Origin of the sequence: Aeromicrobium sp., from assembly GCF_025965075.1 — a bacterium.
Taxonomy (GTDB): Bacteria; Actinomycetota; Actinomycetes; order Propionibacteriales; family Nocardioidaceae; genus Aeromicrobium.
Window position 1 is genome coordinate 1 of the sequence record NZ_JAOPXQ010000022.1, and the last position, 15,666, is coordinate 15,666.

General features: G+C 70.6%; 18 protein-coding genes. 5 read left to right on the plus strand and 13 right to left on the minus strand.

What is annotated here, in order from left to right:
* The first annotated feature begins 1 nt into the window (after nucleotide 1).
* Nucleotides 2–499: a 2-C-methyl-D-erythritol 2,4-cyclodiphosphate synthase gene (gene ispF / locus JWQ91_RS01145; RefSeq protein ID WP_297779664.1), complete on the plus strand. Its 498-nt coding sequence runs from the start codon at nucleotides 2–4 to the stop codon at nucleotides 497–499.
* 168 nt (nucleotides 500–667) lie between these two features.
* Here the strand turns inward: ispF and JWQ91_RS01150 are convergent, their stop codons facing one another.
* Entirely contained in the window at nucleotides 668–1,153 is a 486-nt protein-coding gene (locus tag JWQ91_RS01150; RefSeq protein WP_297779667.1) for a CarD family transcriptional regulator, read from the minus strand.
* A gap of 188 nt (nucleotides 1,154–1,341) precedes the next feature.
* Here JWQ91_RS01150 and JWQ91_RS01155 point away from each other — a divergent pair, with 188 nt between their 5' ends.
* Nucleotides 1,342–1,941 (plus strand): hypothetical protein, encoded by a 600-nt coding sequence (locus JWQ91_RS01155; protein ID WP_297779670.1) that lies wholly within the window; start codon nucleotides 1,342–1,344, stop codon nucleotides 1,939–1,941.
* A gap of 70 nt (nucleotides 1,942–2,011) precedes the next feature.
* On the opposite strand, the gene phoU is transcribed toward JWQ91_RS01155, so the two are convergent.
* Complete coding sequence (gene phoU / locus JWQ91_RS01160; protein WP_297779673.1) at nucleotides 2,012–2,653, minus strand: phosphate signaling complex protein PhoU; 642 nt, start codon at nucleotides 2,651–2,653, stop codon at nucleotides 2,012–2,014.
* A gap of 132 nt (nucleotides 2,654–2,785) precedes the next feature.
* On the opposite strand from phoU, the gene JWQ91_RS01165 reads away from it, so the two are divergent.
* A complete protein-coding gene (locus tag JWQ91_RS01165) occupies nucleotides 2,786–3,931 on the plus strand; it encodes an ATP-binding protein (RefSeq protein WP_297779676.1) in 1,146 nt (381 codons plus the stop codon).
* Nucleotides 3,928–4,608, plus strand: coding sequence for a response regulator transcription factor (locus JWQ91_RS01170; protein WP_297779679.1), 681 nt, complete (start codon nucleotides 3,928–3,930; stop codon nucleotides 4,606–4,608). The genes JWQ91_RS01165 and JWQ91_RS01170 overlap by 4 nt, the downstream gene beginning before the upstream one ends.
* Nucleotides 4,609–4,727: 119 nt before the next feature.
* Here JWQ91_RS01170 and JWQ91_RS01175 read toward each other — a convergent pair whose 3' ends face one another.
* The 10 genes from JWQ91_RS01175 to mshA all read right to left on the minus strand — a co-directional run bounded on the left by JWQ91_RS01175 (nucleotide 4,728) and on the right by mshA (nucleotide 13,808).
* The gene (locus tag JWQ91_RS01175; RefSeq protein ID WP_297779681.1) at nucleotides 4,728–5,471 is read right to left on the minus strand and encodes a phosphoglyceromutase; all 744 of its coding nucleotides are present in this window, start codon (nucleotides 5,469–5,471) and stop codon (nucleotides 4,728–4,730) included.
* 17 nt (nucleotides 5,472–5,488) lie between these two features.
* Complete coding sequence (locus JWQ91_RS01180; protein ID WP_297779684.1) at nucleotides 5,489–6,154, minus strand: DsbA family oxidoreductase; 666 nt, start codon at nucleotides 6,152–6,154, stop codon at nucleotides 5,489–5,491.
* A gap of 46 nt (nucleotides 6,155–6,200) precedes the next feature.
* A complete protein-coding gene (locus tag JWQ91_RS01185) occupies nucleotides 6,201–6,683 on the minus strand; it encodes a flavin reductase family protein (protein WP_297779687.1) in 483 nt (160 codons plus the stop codon).
* 8 nt (nucleotides 6,684–6,691) lie between these two features.
* The gene (locus JWQ91_RS01190; RefSeq protein WP_297779690.1) at nucleotides 6,692–8,023 is read right to left on the minus strand and encodes an LLM class flavin-dependent oxidoreductase; all 1,332 of its coding nucleotides are present in this window, start codon (nucleotides 8,021–8,023) and stop codon (nucleotides 6,692–6,694) included.
* An 18-nt stretch (nucleotides 8,024–8,041) separates the two neighbouring features.
* A complete protein-coding gene (locus JWQ91_RS01195) occupies nucleotides 8,042–8,881 on the minus strand; it encodes an ABC transporter permease (protein WP_297779693.1) in 840 nt (279 codons plus the stop codon).
* Nucleotides 8,874–9,698: an ABC transporter ATP-binding protein gene (locus JWQ91_RS01200; protein WP_297779696.1), complete on the minus strand. Its 825-nt coding sequence runs from the start codon at nucleotides 9,696–9,698 to the stop codon at nucleotides 8,874–8,876. The genes JWQ91_RS01195 and JWQ91_RS01200 overlap by 8 nt, the downstream gene beginning before the upstream one ends.
* Entirely contained in the window at nucleotides 9,698–10,717 is a 1,020-nt protein-coding gene (locus JWQ91_RS01205; protein ID WP_297779698.1) for an ABC transporter substrate-binding protein, read from the minus strand. Before JWQ91_RS01205 ends, JWQ91_RS01200 begins: the two co-directional genes overlap by 1 nt.
* Before the next feature lie 133 nt (nucleotides 10,718–10,850).
* A complete protein-coding gene (locus JWQ91_RS01210) occupies nucleotides 10,851–11,987 on the minus strand; it encodes an ROK family transcriptional regulator (protein ID WP_297779701.1) in 1,137 nt (378 codons plus the stop codon).
* An 88-nt stretch (nucleotides 11,988–12,075) separates the two neighbouring features.
* Nucleotides 12,076–12,558 (minus strand): YbjN domain-containing protein, encoded by a 483-nt coding sequence (locus tag JWQ91_RS01215; RefSeq protein ID WP_297779703.1) that lies wholly within the window; start codon nucleotides 12,556–12,558, stop codon nucleotides 12,076–12,078.
* The gene (gene mshA, locus JWQ91_RS01220) at nucleotides 12,555–13,808 is read right to left on the minus strand and encodes a D-inositol-3-phosphate glycosyltransferase (protein ID WP_297779706.1); all 1,254 of its coding nucleotides are present in this window, start codon (nucleotides 13,806–13,808) and stop codon (nucleotides 12,555–12,557) included. Before mshA ends, JWQ91_RS01215 begins: the two co-directional genes overlap by 4 nt.
* Before the next feature lie 102 nt (nucleotides 13,809–13,910).
* Here mshA and JWQ91_RS01225 point away from each other — a divergent pair, with 102 nt between their 5' ends.
* On the plus strand, nucleotides 13,911–14,648 hold the full coding sequence (locus tag JWQ91_RS01225; protein ID WP_297779709.1) for an SDR family NAD(P)-dependent oxidoreductase: 738 nt from the start codon (nucleotides 13,911–13,913) through the stop codon (nucleotides 14,646–14,648).
* Nucleotides 14,649–14,657: 9 nt separating this feature from the next.
* Here the strand turns inward: JWQ91_RS01225 and JWQ91_RS01230 are convergent.
* Nucleotides 14,658–15,666: AMP-binding protein (locus tag JWQ91_RS01230; RefSeq protein ID WP_297779712.1), on the minus strand; the 1,009-nt coding region annotated here is incomplete at its 5' end.

Genomic DNA, 15,666 nt, shown 5'->3' on the forward strand with positions numbered 1-15,666 from the left:
GATGAACTGGCATGATCGGGCTGTGACCTCCGCTCGCATCGGCATCGGCACCGACGTCCACCGGCTCGTGGACGGGCGCCCCATGTGGCTGGCCGGCCTGGAGTGGCCCGACGAGCCCCAGGGCCTCGACGGTCACTCCGACGGCGACTGCGTGTCCCACGCGATCGTCGACGCCGTGCTCAGCGCCGCCGGGCTCGGTGACATCGGCAGCACCTTCGGCACCGCTGATCCGCGCTGGTCGGGCGCCCCGGGCGTCGACTTCCTCATCGAGACCGCGCGCCGGATCCACGACCACGGCTGGATCGTCGGCAACGTCTCGGTGCAGGTCATCGGCAACCGTCCGAAGATCGGCACGCGGCGCGACGCTGCGCAGAACATCCTGGGTGAGGCGATCGGCGGGCCGGTCAGCCTGTCGGCGACGACGACCGACGGGCTCGGCCTCACCGGCCGCGGCGAGGGCATCGCCGCCATCGCCACGGCCCTCGTCACCCCCCGCTGACCCTGCGTTCCCGCTGAGTGTGACGTTTGCCCGCCCCGTCCCGCGGCGAACGCCGTAGAAACGTCACACTCAGCGGGAACGGGGGCGGAGCGGGAGCGGGCGGGAACGACGACGCCCCCGGCTCCACAGGGGAACCGGGGGCGGTCGAGCTCAGGTCAGGAGCAGTGGTCAGGAAGCGAGGACCTCGTCGAGGCGGGTCTCGGCCTTGTCCTCGTTGGTCTTCTCGGCGAGCGCGAGCTCTGAGACCAGGATCTGACGGGCCTTGGCCAGCATGCGCTTCTCGCCGGCGCTGAGTCCACGCTCGTGATCGCGGCGCCACAGGTCGCGGACGACCTCGGCCACCTTCAGCACGTCACCGGAGTGCAGCTTCTCCAGGTTGGCCTTGTAGCGGCGGGACCAGTTGGTCGGCTCCTCCACGTGCTCGGCACGCAGGACACCGAACACCCGCTCGAGCCCTGCCTCGTCGACGACGTCGCGGACCCCGACCAGATCAAGGTTGCACGCGGGGACGCGGACCACCAGATCGTTCTGCGAGACGATGCGCAGCACGAGGTAATCACGCTCCTCGCCCTTGATCGTCCGGGTCTCGATGTCCTCGATGACTGCAGCGCCGTGATTGGGATAGACAACCGTTTCGCCAACAGCAAAAGTCATTGAGAAATCACCCTTCGTAGACCCCTAGAATACCACGCCTGACCGACAAGGACCCCTGTCGTTTCAGGCCGCGGGCCCCATACCAGACCACGTGTCCGCAGGTCAAAGGCAATGTCCCCGCCCGGCTCGGATACGATCGACCCGGACCTACTGCCGCCCCGCACTCCACGACCGAAAGCAGTGAACTCGTGACCTCCGTACGCCGCCGCGCCCTGGCCGCCGCCGCCCTCGCCATGACCGCCGGCCTGACCCTCAGTGCCTGCGGCACCGGATTCGGCGCGCAGACCAACAAGGTCTACCAGCCGGCCGTGGGAGCCAACGCCCGCGGCGAGGTCGACGTCCTCAACGCGCTGCTCGTCGCCAACTCCGACGGCTCCGCCACGATCTCGGCGGGCGTCGTCAGCAACGCGGACCAGGAGCAGACGCTGACCTCGGTCGCCGTCACGACCCTGGACGATCAAGAGCTCGAGGTCGCCAGCACCGACAAGCCCGTCCCGCTGTCCCCCGACGTCTTCAACCTGATCGGCGGCACGAGCGACGCCGGCCGCTTCCGGGTCGTCACGGGCGCCGACGCGGGGCTGTTCGTCAAGGTCACCTTCACGTTCTCCGACTCCTCGCCGGTCACGATCGAGGCCCCCGTCGTGACCCGCACCCCCGAGTACGACTCCATCGCCGGTGGCGACGGGATCGCCGCCGACGAGGCGGCCGACCAGGCCGCGAAGGCCGAGTCCGAGGCCGCCGGCGCCGAGGCGGAGCAGGGCCCCGAGGGCGAGGCCGAAGCCCAGTAGCTCGGCCCCACGCAAGGACGACAAGAACCCCCGCTGCCCGGTGCAGCGGGGGTTCTGTCGTCCGTACGTCCTACGTCAGCTGCCCCGTGACGAGGTAGACGACCCGGCGGGCCATCGAGACGGCGTGGTCGCCGATGCGCTCGTAGTAGCGGCCGAGCAGGGCGACGTCAACCGCCGGCTCGACGCCGTGGTCCCAGGAGTCCGCCAGCAGGGTGCGGAACAGGTCCTTGCGCAGGGTGTCCATCTCGTCGTCCTCGGTCTCCAGCTGCGCGGCCGCCGCGACGTCCCGGTTCGCCACGATGCGGGAGGCCGAGTCGATCATCGAGTCGGCCACCGCCGCCATCGCGACGATCGTCGGGTGCAGGTTGAGGGGCACCGCGGACTCGGGCATCCGGCGGCGGGCGATCTTGGCGACGTGCACCGACAGGTCACCCATCCGCTGCAGGTCCGCGAGCATCCGCAGCGTCGCGACGAGCTGGCGCAGGTCGGTCGCGACGGGCTGCTGGGTCGCCAGCAGCAGCAGCGCCCGCTCCTCGATCGTCTCGGTGGCCTCGTCGATGTCCTTGTCGCCGTCGATGACCGACTCGGCCACCTGGACGTCCGCCTCGAGGAGGGCCTTGGTCGCTTGGCCGACGGCAAAGCGGACGGTCCCGGTGAGATCCACCAGGTCGTCGACGATGGCGTCGAGCTGTTCGTAGTACTGATCACGCATGAGCGCCACACTAGGGAGCCGCGGTGAACGGACGGCGACTCACGGTGAACGGGGCGTGAACGCCAGCCGAAAGCCCTGTCGCCCGGGCGCTGGCGTGCACGTCGCGGCACCCCGGCCCCCTAACATCGAACTGTGGATACCAGTGCAGGGGTGTTGATCGCGGGAGCGATCGGCGGCGTCATCGGCGCCATGGTCACCTATCTGTGGCGCTTCGACGAAAGGCGGCAGCAGACCGTGGCCGAGCCAACCCCGGTGGTCCCCCACGGCGCCGAGCTGGTGCTGTCGGTGCTGTCCTCGTCGGCGGTCCTGGTCGACTCGTCCGACACCGTCGTCAACGCCTCGGCGCCCGCCGTCGCGATGGGCATCGTGCACGACAACCGGCTCGAGCCCGACGAGCTCATGGCGCTGGTCCGCCAGGTGCGCCGCGACGGCCAGGTCCGCGAGGCCGACGTCTCGCTGCAGCCGCGCCGCGGCACGACGTCGTACGTCCACGCGCGGGTCGCCCCCCTGACCTCCCGGCTGATCCTGGTCCTGGCCGACGACCGCACCCGCGAGCACCGGGTCGAGTCGATCCGCCGCGACTTCGTCGCCAACGTCAGCCACGAGCTCAAGACCCCCGTCGGCGCGCTCAACCTGCTGGCGGAGGCGGTCGGCGAGGCGAAGGACGATCCCGAGGCCGTCGTGCGGTTCTCCGCACGCATGCACCTGGAGAGCGATCGGCTGACCCGCCTCGTGCAGCAGATCATCGACCTGTCCCGGCTGCAGAACGACGTCCTCAGCGACGACGCCACGACGATCAAGATCGGCGAGCTCGTCTCCGAGGCGTGCGAGCACTCCGCGACCGACGCCGAGCACAAGGGCATCGACATCGTCACGTCGGTCGAGCCCGACCTGCACGTGCACGGCGACCGCGGCCAGCTCCACGCCGCGGTCAGCAACCTGGTCGAGAATGCCGTGACGTACAGCCCCGAGGGCTCGCACGTCACGGTCACGGCCCAGCGCGACGGCGAGGACGTACGCCTGACCGTCGCCGACAACGGCATCGGCATCCCCGGCGACGAGCTCGACCGGATCTTCGAGCGGTTCTACCGCGTCGACCCGGCGCGCGCCCGCGCGACCGGCGGCACGGGACTGGGCCTCTCGATCGTCAAGCACGTCGCCGCCAGCAACGGCGGCTCGGTCGAGGTGTGGAGCGAGCCGGGCCTCGGCTCCTCGTTCACCCTGGTCCTGCCGGCGTTCACCCACGACATCGAAGACATCGAAGAGGAGCAGGCGTGACGAAGGTACTGGTCGTCGAGGACGAGACGAGCTACAGCGAGGCGCTGTCGTACGTCCTGCGCAAGGAGGGGTTCGACGTCGCCATCGCGGAGACCGGCCCGGACGCGCTGACCGAGTTCGACCGGGGTGGGGCGGACATCGTCCTGCTCGACCTGATGCTGCCGGGCCTGTCCGGCACCGAGGTGTGCCGGGCGCTGCGGTTGGTGTCGTCCGTGCCGATCATCATGGTCAGCGCCAAGGACACCGAGGTCGACAAGGTGGTCGGCCTCGAGCTCGGCGCCGACGACTACGTCACCAAGCCGTACTCGCCGCGCGAGCTCGTCGCCCGGATCAAGGCCGTGCTGCGCCGCGGCGCGACCGACGACGTCGACGACAACGCCTCGCTCGAGTCGGGCCGGGTCCGGATGGACGTCGACCGGCACCTCGTGACGGTCGACGGGTCCGAGACCAAGTTCCCGCTCAAGGAGTTCGAGCTGCTGGAGTACTTCCTGCGCAATCCCGGTCGGGTCCTGACCCGTGGCCAGCTGATCGACCGGGTGTGGGGCGCGGACTACGTCGGCGACACCAAGACCCTCGACGTCCACGTCAAGCGGCTGCGGGCCAAGATCGAGCCCGACCCGGCCAACCCCGCCACCCTGACGACCGTGCGCGGGCTGGGCTACAAGTACGACTCATAGGGCTCCCGCGTCTGCCTTGGTCGCCTTCGTCTCGAGGCGCTCACCCTCGGCGCCCTCCCGCGGCGACCTTCAGACCTCACGGCGAGGAGTCAGTCGAGCCTGCAAGGGGTCGGCGCGCCTCAGCGGCCCTGGTTGGCTACTGCGGCGATGGCGGCTTCGGCGGCCTTCGGGTCGAGGTACTGGCCGCCGGGGATCGTGGGCTTGAGGTCGGCGTCGAGGTCGTAGACCAGCGGGATGCCGGTCGGGATGTTGAGCCCCACGACGGCGTCCTCGCTGAGGCCGTCGAGGTGCTTGACGAGCGCGCGCAGCGAGTTCCCGTGCGCCGTCACGAGCACGATCTTGTCGTCGAGCAGGTCCGGGACGATCGCGTCGTACCAGTAGGGCAGCATCCGGTCGAGCACGTCGGCGAGGCACTCGGTGCGCGGCAGCAGCTCGTCGGGCAGCGCGGCGTAGCGGGCGTCCTCGGCCTGGCTGAACTCGTCGTCGTCGGCCAGGGCCGGCGGCGGGACGTCGTACGACCGGCGCCACGTCATGAACTGCTCCTCGCCGTACTCGGCGAGCGTGGCCTTCTTGTCCTTGCCCTGCAGCGCCCCGTAGTGACGCTCGTTGAGCCGCCACGACCGCTTGACCGGGATCCAGTGGCGGTCGATGCCGTCGAGGACGATCTGCGACGTGCGGATCGCGCGCCGCAGCAGCGAGGTGTGCGAGACGTCGGGGGCCAGGCCCGCCTCGGCGAGCATCGTGGCGCCCTTGCCGGCCTCCTCGACGCCCTGCTCGTTGAGGTCGACGTCGACCCATCCGGTGAACAGGTTCTTGGCGTTCCACTCGCTGTGGCCGTGACGCAGCAGGATCAAGGTGCTCATGCGCCCGAGCCTATCGGTCAGGCCTCGGGGGCGGCGGAGCCCTTCCACTCGGTGTAGATCTGGTGCAGCGCCTGCACGTAGTCGTTCTGCGACTGGATGCCGGTCAGCGTCCACTGGCCCTCGACCGCGACGTACGGCAGCTGGGTGACCCCGAGCGACCGCCCGGTCTCGACCTGCGTGCGGACCTCGTCGGCGTACTCGGTGCTCGACAGCAGCGCCTCCGCGGTCTCGAGCTCGAGCCCCACCAGCGCCGCCCGCGTCGCGAGCGTGAAGTGGTCCCCGATGTCGGCGCCCTCGAGGAAGTGCGCCCGCCACAGCTGGTGGGCGAGGTCGCGCTGGAAGCCGGGCCCGGACTCGTCGGCCCAGGTCAGCAGGCGCCACGCGTCGAACGAGTTGGCCTGCACGGCCTCGTCGAAGTTGAGGTCGATGCCGGTGATCCGGGCCGCCGCGGTGACCTGCGCGTTGATCAGCTCGACCTTGTCGCGCCCACCGAGCCGCTCTGCGAGGGCCTCCATCAGCAGCCGCCCCTCGCTCGGCTCGTCCGGCTCGCCCTGGAACGCGCGGAACGTCAGCTCGACCGGCTCCCCCGTCAGGATCGAGAACATCGCCGCGGCGCGCTCGAACCGGGTCGAGCCGATGTATGCCCAGGGGTCCGTCACGTCCGCGAACACGATGACCTTCACGGCCCCAACGCTACGGGAGGCGCGGTGACGAACGGCGGGATGCCCGTCAGAACGTTCGATGTGTCCCGAATGTGCGCTGCCAGTAGGTCAGCGGCGCGTTCCCCGAGGTGTCCGCCGCCTGCACCTCGCCCAGCACCAGGGTGTGGTCCCCGGCCTCGACGAGCGTCGTGACGGACATCGACACGAACGCGTGGCGCTCGGTCAGGGCCGGCGCACCGTCCTCGACCTGCCACCCGATGCCGTCGAACCTCGCGTCTCCCTTGCCGGCGAACCGCAGCGCGACCTGGTCCTGGTGCGCGGCCAGCACGTTGACCCCGACGAGCGAGCCGATGCGCAGCTTGGCCAGCAGGGCGGACCGCTCGTCCAGCGACACCAGCAGCATCGGCGGCTCCATCGAGAGCGAGGCGAACGCGCTGACGGTCGTGCCGTGCGGCTCGCCGTCCTGCAGGACCGTGACGACCGAGACCGCGGCCGCCACATTGCCCATCGCCTGCCGGAACGCCGAGGTGACCACGTCGCGGTCGAGCACCCCCGCCGTCATACGGCCGCCGCCAGCCGGTTCGACGCGCGAGCAGCCGGCACCTCGAGACCGAGGTGGTCCCGCAGGGTCGAGCCGGCGTACTCCCGGCGGAACAGCCCGCGGTCCTGCAGGATCGGCACGACGTGGTCGACGAACGCCTCCAGGCCGGAGGGCATCGCCGCCGGCATGATGTTGAAGCCGTCGGAGGCTCCGGTCGTGAACCACTCCTCGATCGTGTCCGCGACCTGTTCGGGGGTGCCGACGAACGTCCTGTGCCCGCGGCCCCCGCCGAGGCGGATGAGGAGCTGGCGGACCGTGAGATTCTCCCGCCGCGCGAGGTTGACGGTCAGCTCGTACCGGCTGCTCCGGACCTCCTCGATCGGGCGGATGTTCTCGGGCAACGGGGCGTCGACGTCGATCTGGTCGGCCGGGATGCCGATGCTCTCGGCGAGCTGGGCGAGCGGGTGCTCGATCACGATGAACTCGTCGAGCTGGCGCTCGAGCTCGCGGGCCTCGGCCTCCGTCGAGCCGATGATCGTGACGATTCCGGGCAGGACCTTGATCCCCTCGGGGTCACGACCTGCCTTGCGCGTCGCGGCCTTGAGCGTGGAGTAGAACTCCCGCCCGTCATCGATCGTGGTCTGCGCCGTGAAGACCGCCTCGGCGTACGCCGCGGCGAGCGCGATGCCCGGCCCCGACGAGCCGGCCTGGACGATGACCGGCGAGCCCTGCGGGCTGCGCGGGACGGTGAGCGGTCCGCGGACCTTGAAGAACTCGCCGACGTGGTCGAGTGCATGCACCTTGTCGGGGTCGGCGTAGACGCCAGCCTGCTTGTCGGCCACGACCGCGTCGTCGTCCCAGCTCCCCCAGAGACCCAGCGTCGCCTCGAGGAACTCGTGCGCCCGGCGGTAGCGATCCTCGGGGCTCGGCAGGGCGTCGAGGTTGAAGTTGAGCGCCGCGTCCTCGCTGCCGGTCGTGACGACGTTCCATCCGGCCCGGCCGCCGCTGATCTGGTCGAGCGACGCGAACGCCCGGGCCAGGTTGTACGGCTCGTTGAACGTCGTGGAGGACGTCGCGATGAGGCCGATCCGCTCCGTCACGGCGGCGATCGCGGTCAGCAGCAGGACCGGGTCGAGGGTCTCCGCCGGCCGGCGCGCCGGCGAGGACATCAGCGCCGGGACGTCGGCGAAGAAGATCGAGTCGAGCTTGCCGCGCTCGGCGACCTGCGCGAGCCGCTGCCAGTGGGCGATGTCGGTGCTGGCGCCGGGGTCGCTCTCGGGCAGGCGCCACGAGACCTCGTGGTGGCCGGTGCTCATGAGGAAGGCGTTGAGGTGGAGCTGTCGGGTCATGGGTATGTCCTTCGGTGGTCAGGCGCGCCAGCGCGAGAAGCGGCGTTCGAGGGCGACGAGGGCGTAGTTGACGCCCAGCCCCAGTGCCGAGGTGGTGATGATCCCGGCGTACATCTGCGGGATCAGGAAGTTCATCTGCGAGTAGTTGATGAGGAAGCCGAGCCCGGCGGTGGCGCCGATCATCTCGGCGGCGATCAGCACGAGGATCGCCGCGGCACCCGAGATGCGGATGCCGGTGAAGATCGTCGGCACGGCCGCCGGGAACACGACCTTGCGGAACGTCGCGACGGGCGACAGCCCGAGCACCCGCGCCGTGCGGAGCAGCTGCGGGTCGACCGAGGCGACGCCGCTGATCGTGTTGAGCAGGATCGGGAAGAAGCAGGCGAACAGCACGATCGCGATCTTGGACGTCTCGCCGATGCCCAGGATCAGGACGAATACCGGCAGCAGCGCCAGGGCCGCGGTGTTGCGGAAGATCTCGAGCACCGGGGTGGCGACGTCCCGCAGCAGGGAGTACCAGGCGACCGCCGCCCCCAGCGGGATCGCGAGCAGCACCGCGAGCCCGAAGCCGACCCCGGAGCGGACCAGGCTGGCCCGCAGGTGGGTCCACAGCTCTCCGGACTGCACCAGGCCCCACCACGCGTCGAGCACCTCGGACAGGGGCGGCACGAAGTGCGGGTCGACGACGCCGGTCCGCGGAGCGACCTCCCAGATGACGGCGAGGGCGACGATGCCGGCGATGCCGCGAGCCGCACGCCCGAACCGCTTGCGGAAGCGGGAGTGGTGCCGCACGCCGGCGGCCGCCTCCTGCCGGGGGTGGGGACGGGCCTCGGTGACCTCGTCGAGCAGGTCAGGCAACACGGTGCACCTCCCGCACGACGCTCGGCCGGTTGGCCGGCTGGCGCAGCAGCGACCAGATCTGGTGCCGGTAGTCGGCGAACGCCGTCGTCGACCGCACGTCCTCGTCCGGCGCACCCGCCGGGAGGTCGATGTCGATGACCGAGGTGATGCGGCCCGGCCGGTTGCTCATGACCGCGACCCGCTCCCCCAGGAAGACCGCTTCCTCGATGTCGTGCGTGATGAAGACGATCGTCGTGCCGGTGGCCCGCCAGATCTGCACGAGCTCCTCCTGGAGCCGTTCGCGGGTCTGCGCGTCGAGCGCCCCGAACGGCTCGTCCATCAGCAGGACGTCCGGCTGGTAGGACAGGCTGCGCGCGATCGCGACCCGCTGCTTCATGCCGCCCGACAGCTCGTGCGGGTACCGTCCGGCGAACTCGCCGAGCCCCACGAGGTCGAGGACCTCTCGGGCCCGGGCGGTCCGCTCACGACGGGAGAGCCCGCCGACCGCCTCCAGCGCGAACTCGACGTTGCCCAGGGCAGTGCGCCACGGCAGCAGCGTGTACTGCTGGAACACCACGCTGCGGTCCGGTCCGGGCTCGGTGACGACCTGCCCGCCGGCGAGGACCCGGCCCGAGGTCGGTGCCGTCAGACCGCTCACCAGGTCGAGGACGGTCGACTTGCCGCACCCGCTCGGCCCCACGATGGTGAGGAACTCCCCGGCCTCGACGACCAGGTTGAGCCCGTCGATCGCGACGAAGTCGCGCAGCTGCCGGTCATGCTCGGCGCGGACGTGGAATACCTGGCCGACGTTCTGCAGCTCGATGCGTGTGCTCATCACTTGCCTCCCGATGTGCTGTTGAACTCATTGGTGTAGATGTCGCTCGGCTTGAGCGAGGCGGTGTCCACCTCGCCGCTGGCCTTGAGCCAGTCGATCCAGATCGAGAAGTCCTGGTCGCGCAGCACACCGCCGGGGGTGGCCACTCCGTTGCCCTTCCAGGTGGCAAGGGCCTTGATGTACTGCGGGCGGCCCTCTTCCTTGAGGTACTTGCTGTAGACCGCGAGGGTCTCCTTCGGTGAGTGCGTCTGGTCCCAGGCGATCGCCTTCGTCACACCGCCGATGAACGCCTGGGTGGTTGTCGGGTTGTCCGCGATGAAGTCGTCCTTGAGGACATAGCTGCCGCCGTTGTAGGGGCCGACCAGGTCGGTGTCGGTCGCGAGCACGCGGATCCCGCCGTGCTGGAGGGCCAGCGCCTTGCCGGCGAGGAAGAGATAGGCCGCGTCCACCTGTCCCTTGCGCAGCGCCGGCTCGATGTTGATGCCCGGCAGCGGCACGAGCGTGACCTGGTCGATCTCTTGGGGAGAAAGTCCCTCCTTCTCCAGATACGTGTCGAGCACCGCCTCCGCGTTGGCGCCGAGCGTGTTGACCGCGACCTTCTTGCCGATCAGGTCACGGCCACGACGGATGTCGCCGTCCTCGAGAGTCAACAGGGAGCTGTTGACCTCGTCGGTCGAGCCGTAGTTCGCTGTCACGGCCGTGACCTTGACGCCTGTCGAGACGACCTTCGCGATCGCACCGTTGAACGCGGCACCCACATCGACCTGCCCTGTTGCCAAGGCCTGGAGCGAAGCCGGTCCGCCCTGCACCTCACCGACGTACTTGACCGTGAGGCCGTCCAGGTATCCCAGGGCGTCGGCGAGCTCCAGGTAGTTGATCTGCCCCGGCGCGCCCTGGTAGCGCAGCGTCGTCACCTCCTTGCCGTCAGCGGAGGCGTCGGCCGAGCACCCTGCGGCTCCGGCAGCGACGAGCACGGCACTGAGTGCGACGGTGACCTTCTGGACGGCGGTGAGCTTCATGGCGGACTTCCTGCGAGGACGGATGTGCCGGTCCGTTTGACCGGTGACACTCACCTTGGTCCATTCCTCGAGATGGCCGTCTCACGTCTTGGAGCCTGACACCGTTTCGTTCAGCGTGAACGAAATCCGTCCGCTACCGCGCGTATGCCGCCGGGGGCAGGCTCGAGATCAGGCCGATCGGGTCCTCGTCCAGCGGCAGGAGGGCGATAGTGCCGGCCGCCACCGCCTGCAGGCCCGAGCCGTGATGGCCGAACGAGACCTCGGCAGGAGGCAGGGTCGTGGCCTGCTCGAAGCTCCTGAGCACGTCGGCACGCGTCCCGTCCGTTGCCGTGAACCCCTGACCCACGAGGACGACGCGGTCACTCGCGACCATGTCGCGGACGAAAGCGGCGGCCCGACCGAGCGTCTCGGCGCGGTCGACGAGCAGTGCCTGGGCGCGCACCGACCCGGCGGCCGCGGCACATTGCACCGACGTCACGTCGGGCGCCTCGACCAGGCCCTCGGCATACGCCCGCAGCCCGAGGGCTCGGTCGCTCGCAGTGGCCTCGAGGCAGCCCACCGCGCGGCACCGGCAGGGCACCTGCGAACCGCTCGGGAAGTGGGTCAGGCGCGACGAGCGGGAGATCATGGAGCCCGTCGCCCCCTCCTCGACCACGGCGTAGCCGATCGTGTCGCGCGCATAGACGTACGCCGTCGTGGCCCCGGCTCCGCGCGATCCCACGGCGTGCTCGGCCGCGGCGGCCGCCGTGATGTGGTCAGCCGTGGAGACCACCACCCCGAGCCCGTCCCCCACCCGGGACGCCAGGGCGGTGCGGTCGAGACCGAGGTCCGTCCACGCCGCCACGATCGCGACCGACACGATCAGCCGATCATGGGCTCGCAGCACGCCGATCCCGTCCTCCAGCAGCGCGACCAGGTCGTCGAGGCCTGCGGGGGTCGCGGACTCGGCGGACTCGAGCACTCGTCCGCGGAGGTCCACCCGGGCGATCGTCGTCCGGGTCAGGCCGACGTGGATCCCGATGACGGCGTGGCTGCGGGAGTCGAGCTGCAGCGGGATGCTGGGGCGTCCGGTCGCACCCACCCGGCCCATGTCGGGGCGGAGGCGGACCAGCCGCGCGTCGACCAGCGCCGTCACGGCCCGGGACACCGTCGGCGCACTCAGACCGGTCGACTCGACCAGGTCCTCGCGCATCACGACACCACCGCGCCGGACGTGGCTCAGCACGCGAGCGGTCGGCGGCCCCTGGGCACCGTGCGAGACGATCAGCATGACGGGCCCAGTCAAGGGGCTGGCGGGCCGGCGCCGGACGCATCTCGTCACGTGGGAAGTGGCGCGCCCCCGCCCGCCGGTGTGCAGGTCAGGGCTTGAGGTGCTTGAACGCGTCGAGGTTGCGCGTCGACTCGCCCCGGGACTCTCGCCACTCCCACTCCTTGCGGATCGACGTGGCGAAGCCGAGCTCGAGGATCGTGTTGAACGACTCGTCGGCGTACGTCAGCACGGCCCCGAGGATCCGGTCGAGCTCGTCGGCCGTCACGGCCTCCAGCGGCAGGCGACCGTCGAGGTAGATGTCGCCCGCTGAGTCGACCGCGAACGCGACACCGAACATCTTGAGGTTGCGCTCGAGCAGCCAGCGGTAGACGACCTGGTGGTTCTCGTCGGGGTTGCGGGCGACGAACGCGTGGATGCCGAGCGCGTGCCGGCCGATCTCGAGCCGGCACGTCGTCTGCAGCTTGCGCTCGCCCGGCAGCGTGACCTCGAACGTCCCCGGCTGGTGCTCGGTGTAGGCCAGCTCGGCCGCCTCGAGCGTCTCCGTGATGGTGCGGCGGACCTCGGTGGTCATGAATGGGCCTCTCGGTGGGCGTCAACGGCTTCGCGGTAGACGGTGAGCGTACGGTCCGCGGTGACGTCCCAGCCGAATCCCTCGGCGTGACGGACGGCCTTCTGGCTCATGGCCTCGCGGAGGTCGGGATCGGTCAGCAGCGGGTGGATCGCGTGGGCGTAGTCGACCGGGTCGTGCCCGTCGATCAGGACCCCCGTGACACCGTCGGACACCGCGGTCGACAGCCCGCCGACCCGGGCGGCGACGACGGGCGTCCCGCAGGCCTGGGCCTCGATCGCGACGAGACCGAACGACTCGTTGTGGGACGGCACGCACACGACGGACGCTGCGGCGTACCAGTCGGCGAGCTCCCGCTGGCTCACGGTCGGGACGAACCGCACGACGCCCCCCAGGCCCAGCTCGTCGCTGAGGTCGGTCAGTGCCGACGGCTGGTCGAGCCCCGAGCCGGACGCCCCGCCGACGATCGCGACGACCAGGCGCTCGCGCAGCGACGGGTCCAGCGCCAGCATCTCGGCGGCGGCCTTGAGCACGACGTCCGGCGCCTTGAGCGGCTGGATCCGTCCGGCGAACAGCAGCAACGCGGTGTCGGCCGCGATCCCGAGGGACTGGCGCGCCTCGTCCTGGCGGCCGGCGCGGAACACCTTGACGTCGACCCCCGGGTGGACGACCGCGACCCGGTCGGGCTCGGCGGCGTACATCTCGATCAGCTCGCGGCGCTCCTCGGCGGTGTTGGCGATCAGCCGGTCGGCCAGGCGGACGATCTCCTCCTCGCCGTAGATGCGGCCGATCGGCTCGGCCGCGTCCCCCTCGGCGAGCATCGCGTTCTTGACCTTGGCCATGGTGTGCATCGTGTGCACCAGGGGTACGTTCCAGCGCTCGCGCGCGACCGTGCCGACCTGGCCGGACAGCCAGTAGTGGGAGTGGACCAGGTCGAAGTGCCCCGGCTCGCGCTCGACCTCGGCGCGCAGGACGTCGCGCACAAAGCTGCAGAGCTGGGACGGCAGGTCGTTCTTCTCCAGGCCCTCGAACGGGCCGGCCGCGACGTGGTGCACCGTGATCCCGGGCTCGGCGTCGACCGTCGGGGGCTGGTGCCGGGACGTCGCCCGGGTGAAGATCTCGACCTCGATGCCGCGGGAGGCGAGCTGGCGGGACAGCTCGAGGACGTACACGTTCATGCCGCCCGCGTCGCCGTTGCCCGGCTGCTCGAGCGGCGAGGTGTGCGCCGAGAGCATCGCGATCCGCTGGAGCATGGGCAGCCTGCCTTTCGGATCCATCGTCTCACCCGGGGCCCACTCCGCCATTCCCAGTGCTCCGCACGGGGCACCCGTCCGGGGATCTGAGACGATGGCGACATGCCCACCGCAGTCGTGACCGGAGCCAGCAGCGGCATCGGCGCCGCCACCGCCAGATCCCTCGCCGCGGCGGGATACCACGTGTTCTGCGCCGCCCGTCGGCGCGACCGGGTCCGGGCCCTCGCCACCGAGATCGGCGGCACCGCGGTGGTCTGCGACGTGACCGACGAGGTCCAGGTCGCCGCACTCGCCGCAACCGTGGGCTCCTCGCTCGACCTGCTGCTCAACAACGCCGGCGGCGCGATCGGCACCGATCCGGTCGAGTCCGGCGACGTCGACGACTGGCGCCGGATGTACGAGGTCAACGTCATCGGCACGCTCCTGGTGACCCAGGCCCTGCTCCCGGCCCTCGTCGCGAGCGGTGCCGGGACGATCGTCAACCTCGGCTCGACCGCGGGCCACGTCCCGTACGAGGGCGGAGGCGGCTACGTGTCGGCCAAGCATGGGGTCGCGGCGATGACCGAGACGCTGCGGCTCGAGCTCAACGGCCGGCCCGTCCGGATCACCGAGATCGCGCCGGGCATGGTCCGCACCGACGAGTTCGCGCTCAACCGGTTCGCCGGCGACGAGTCGCGGGCCGACGCGGTCTACGCCGGCGTCCGCGAGCCGCTCGTCGCCGAGGACATCGCGGACGCGATCACGTGGGTCGCGACCCGTCCGTCCCACGTCAACATCGACCTCATGGTGCTCAAGCCGCTGGCCCAGGCCGCGGCGCACAAGGTGCACCGCGAGCTCTGAGGCCCCGGCTCAGTCGGTCGCGGCCTCGAGGTCGTCGCGCAGGACCCGCTTGAGCAGCTTGCCGGACTGGTTGCGCGGCAGCTCGTCGACCAGGTGGACGTGCTTGGGGACCTTGTAGCCCGCCAGGCTCTGCCGGGCGTGGGCGACGATCTCCTCGGGGGTGACCGGCGCCTTGGTCACGACGACCGCCGTGACGGCCTCGATCCACCGCTCGTCGGGCGTGCCGATGACGGCGACCTCGGCGACGGCGGGGTGCGAGTAGATCGCGTCCTCGACCTCCCGGGAGGCGACCAGCACGCCACCGGTGTTGATGACGTCCTTGATCCGGTCGACGACCGTCAGGTAGCCCTGCTGGTCGACCCGCACCAGGTCGCCGGAGTGGAACCAGCCGTCACGGAACGCCGCGGCGGTCTCCTCGGGCTTGCCCCAGTAGCCCTCGCACAGCTGCGGTGAGCGGTAGACGACCTCGCCGGCCTCCCCCGCCGGGACGTCGGACCCGTCCTCGGTGACGACCCGGATCTCCACGAACAGGACCGACCGGCCGCAGGACTCCGCACGCTCGGCGTGCTCCTCGGGCCGCAGGACGGTCGCGAGCGGGCCGATCTCGGACTGCCCGAAGCAGTTCCAGAAGCCCAGCTCGGGCAGCGCCTCCTGCAGGCGTACGAGCACCGGCTGGGGCATGATCGACGCCCCGTAGAACGCCTTGCGGAGGCTGCTCAGGTCCCGTGTCGCGAAGTCGGGGTGCTGGGACAGCGGCACCCACACGGTCGGTGCGAGGAACAGCGACCGCAGGGCGCGCTCCTCCACCAGACGCAGGATCTCGGGGATGTCGGGCGTCTCCATCAGGTGGTTCGTCGCGCCGACCGCCAGATAGGGCATCAGGAACACGTGCATGCCGGCCGAGTGGTACAGCGGCATCGGGTGCAGCGGCTCGTCGTCGTCGGCCAGGTCGAGCGCGACGATCGACGACAGGTACTCGTGCACCAGGGCGCGGTGCGTCATCATCGCGCCCTTGGGC

Coding starts and splice junctions, on each gene's coding strand:
- ispF (WP_297779664.1), top strand. CDS start 2: ATGAACTGGCATGATCGGGCTGTGACCTCCGCTCGCATCGGCATCGGC.
- JWQ91_RS01150 (WP_297779667.1), bottom strand. CDS start 1,153: ATGACTTTTGCTGTTGGCGAAACGGTTGTCTATCCCAATCACGGCGCT.
- phoU (WP_297779673.1), bottom strand. CDS start 2,653: ATGCGTGATCAGTACTACGAACAGCTCGACGCCATCGTCGACGACCTG.
- JWQ91_RS01175 (WP_297779681.1), bottom strand. CDS start 5,471: ATGAGCACCTTGATCCTGCTGCGTCACGGCCACAGCGAGTGGAACGCC.
- JWQ91_RS01190 (WP_297779690.1), bottom strand. CDS start 8,023: ATGACCCGACAGCTCCACCTCAACGCCTTCCTCATGAGCACCGGCCAC.
- JWQ91_RS01200 (WP_297779696.1), bottom strand. CDS start 9,698: ATGAGCACACGCATCGAGCTGCAGAACGTCGGCCAGGTATTCCACGTC.
- JWQ91_RS01205 (WP_297779698.1), bottom strand. CDS start 10,717: ATGAAGCTCACCGCCGTCCAGAAGGTCACCGTCGCACTCAGTGCCGTG.
- JWQ91_RS01210 (WP_297779701.1), bottom strand. CDS start 11,987: ATGCTGATCGTCTCGCACGGTGCCCAGGGGCCGCCGACCGCTCGCGTG.
- JWQ91_RS01215 (WP_297779703.1), bottom strand. CDS start 12,558: ATGACCACCGAGGTCCGCCGCACCATCACGGAGACGCTCGAGGCGGCC.
- mshA (WP_297779706.1), bottom strand. CDS start 13,808: ATGCTCCAGCGGATCGCGATGCTCTCGGCGCACACCTCGCCGCTCGAG.
- JWQ91_RS01225 (WP_297779709.1), top strand. CDS start 13,911: ATGCCCACCGCAGTCGTGACCGGAGCCAGCAGCGGCATCGGCGCCGCC.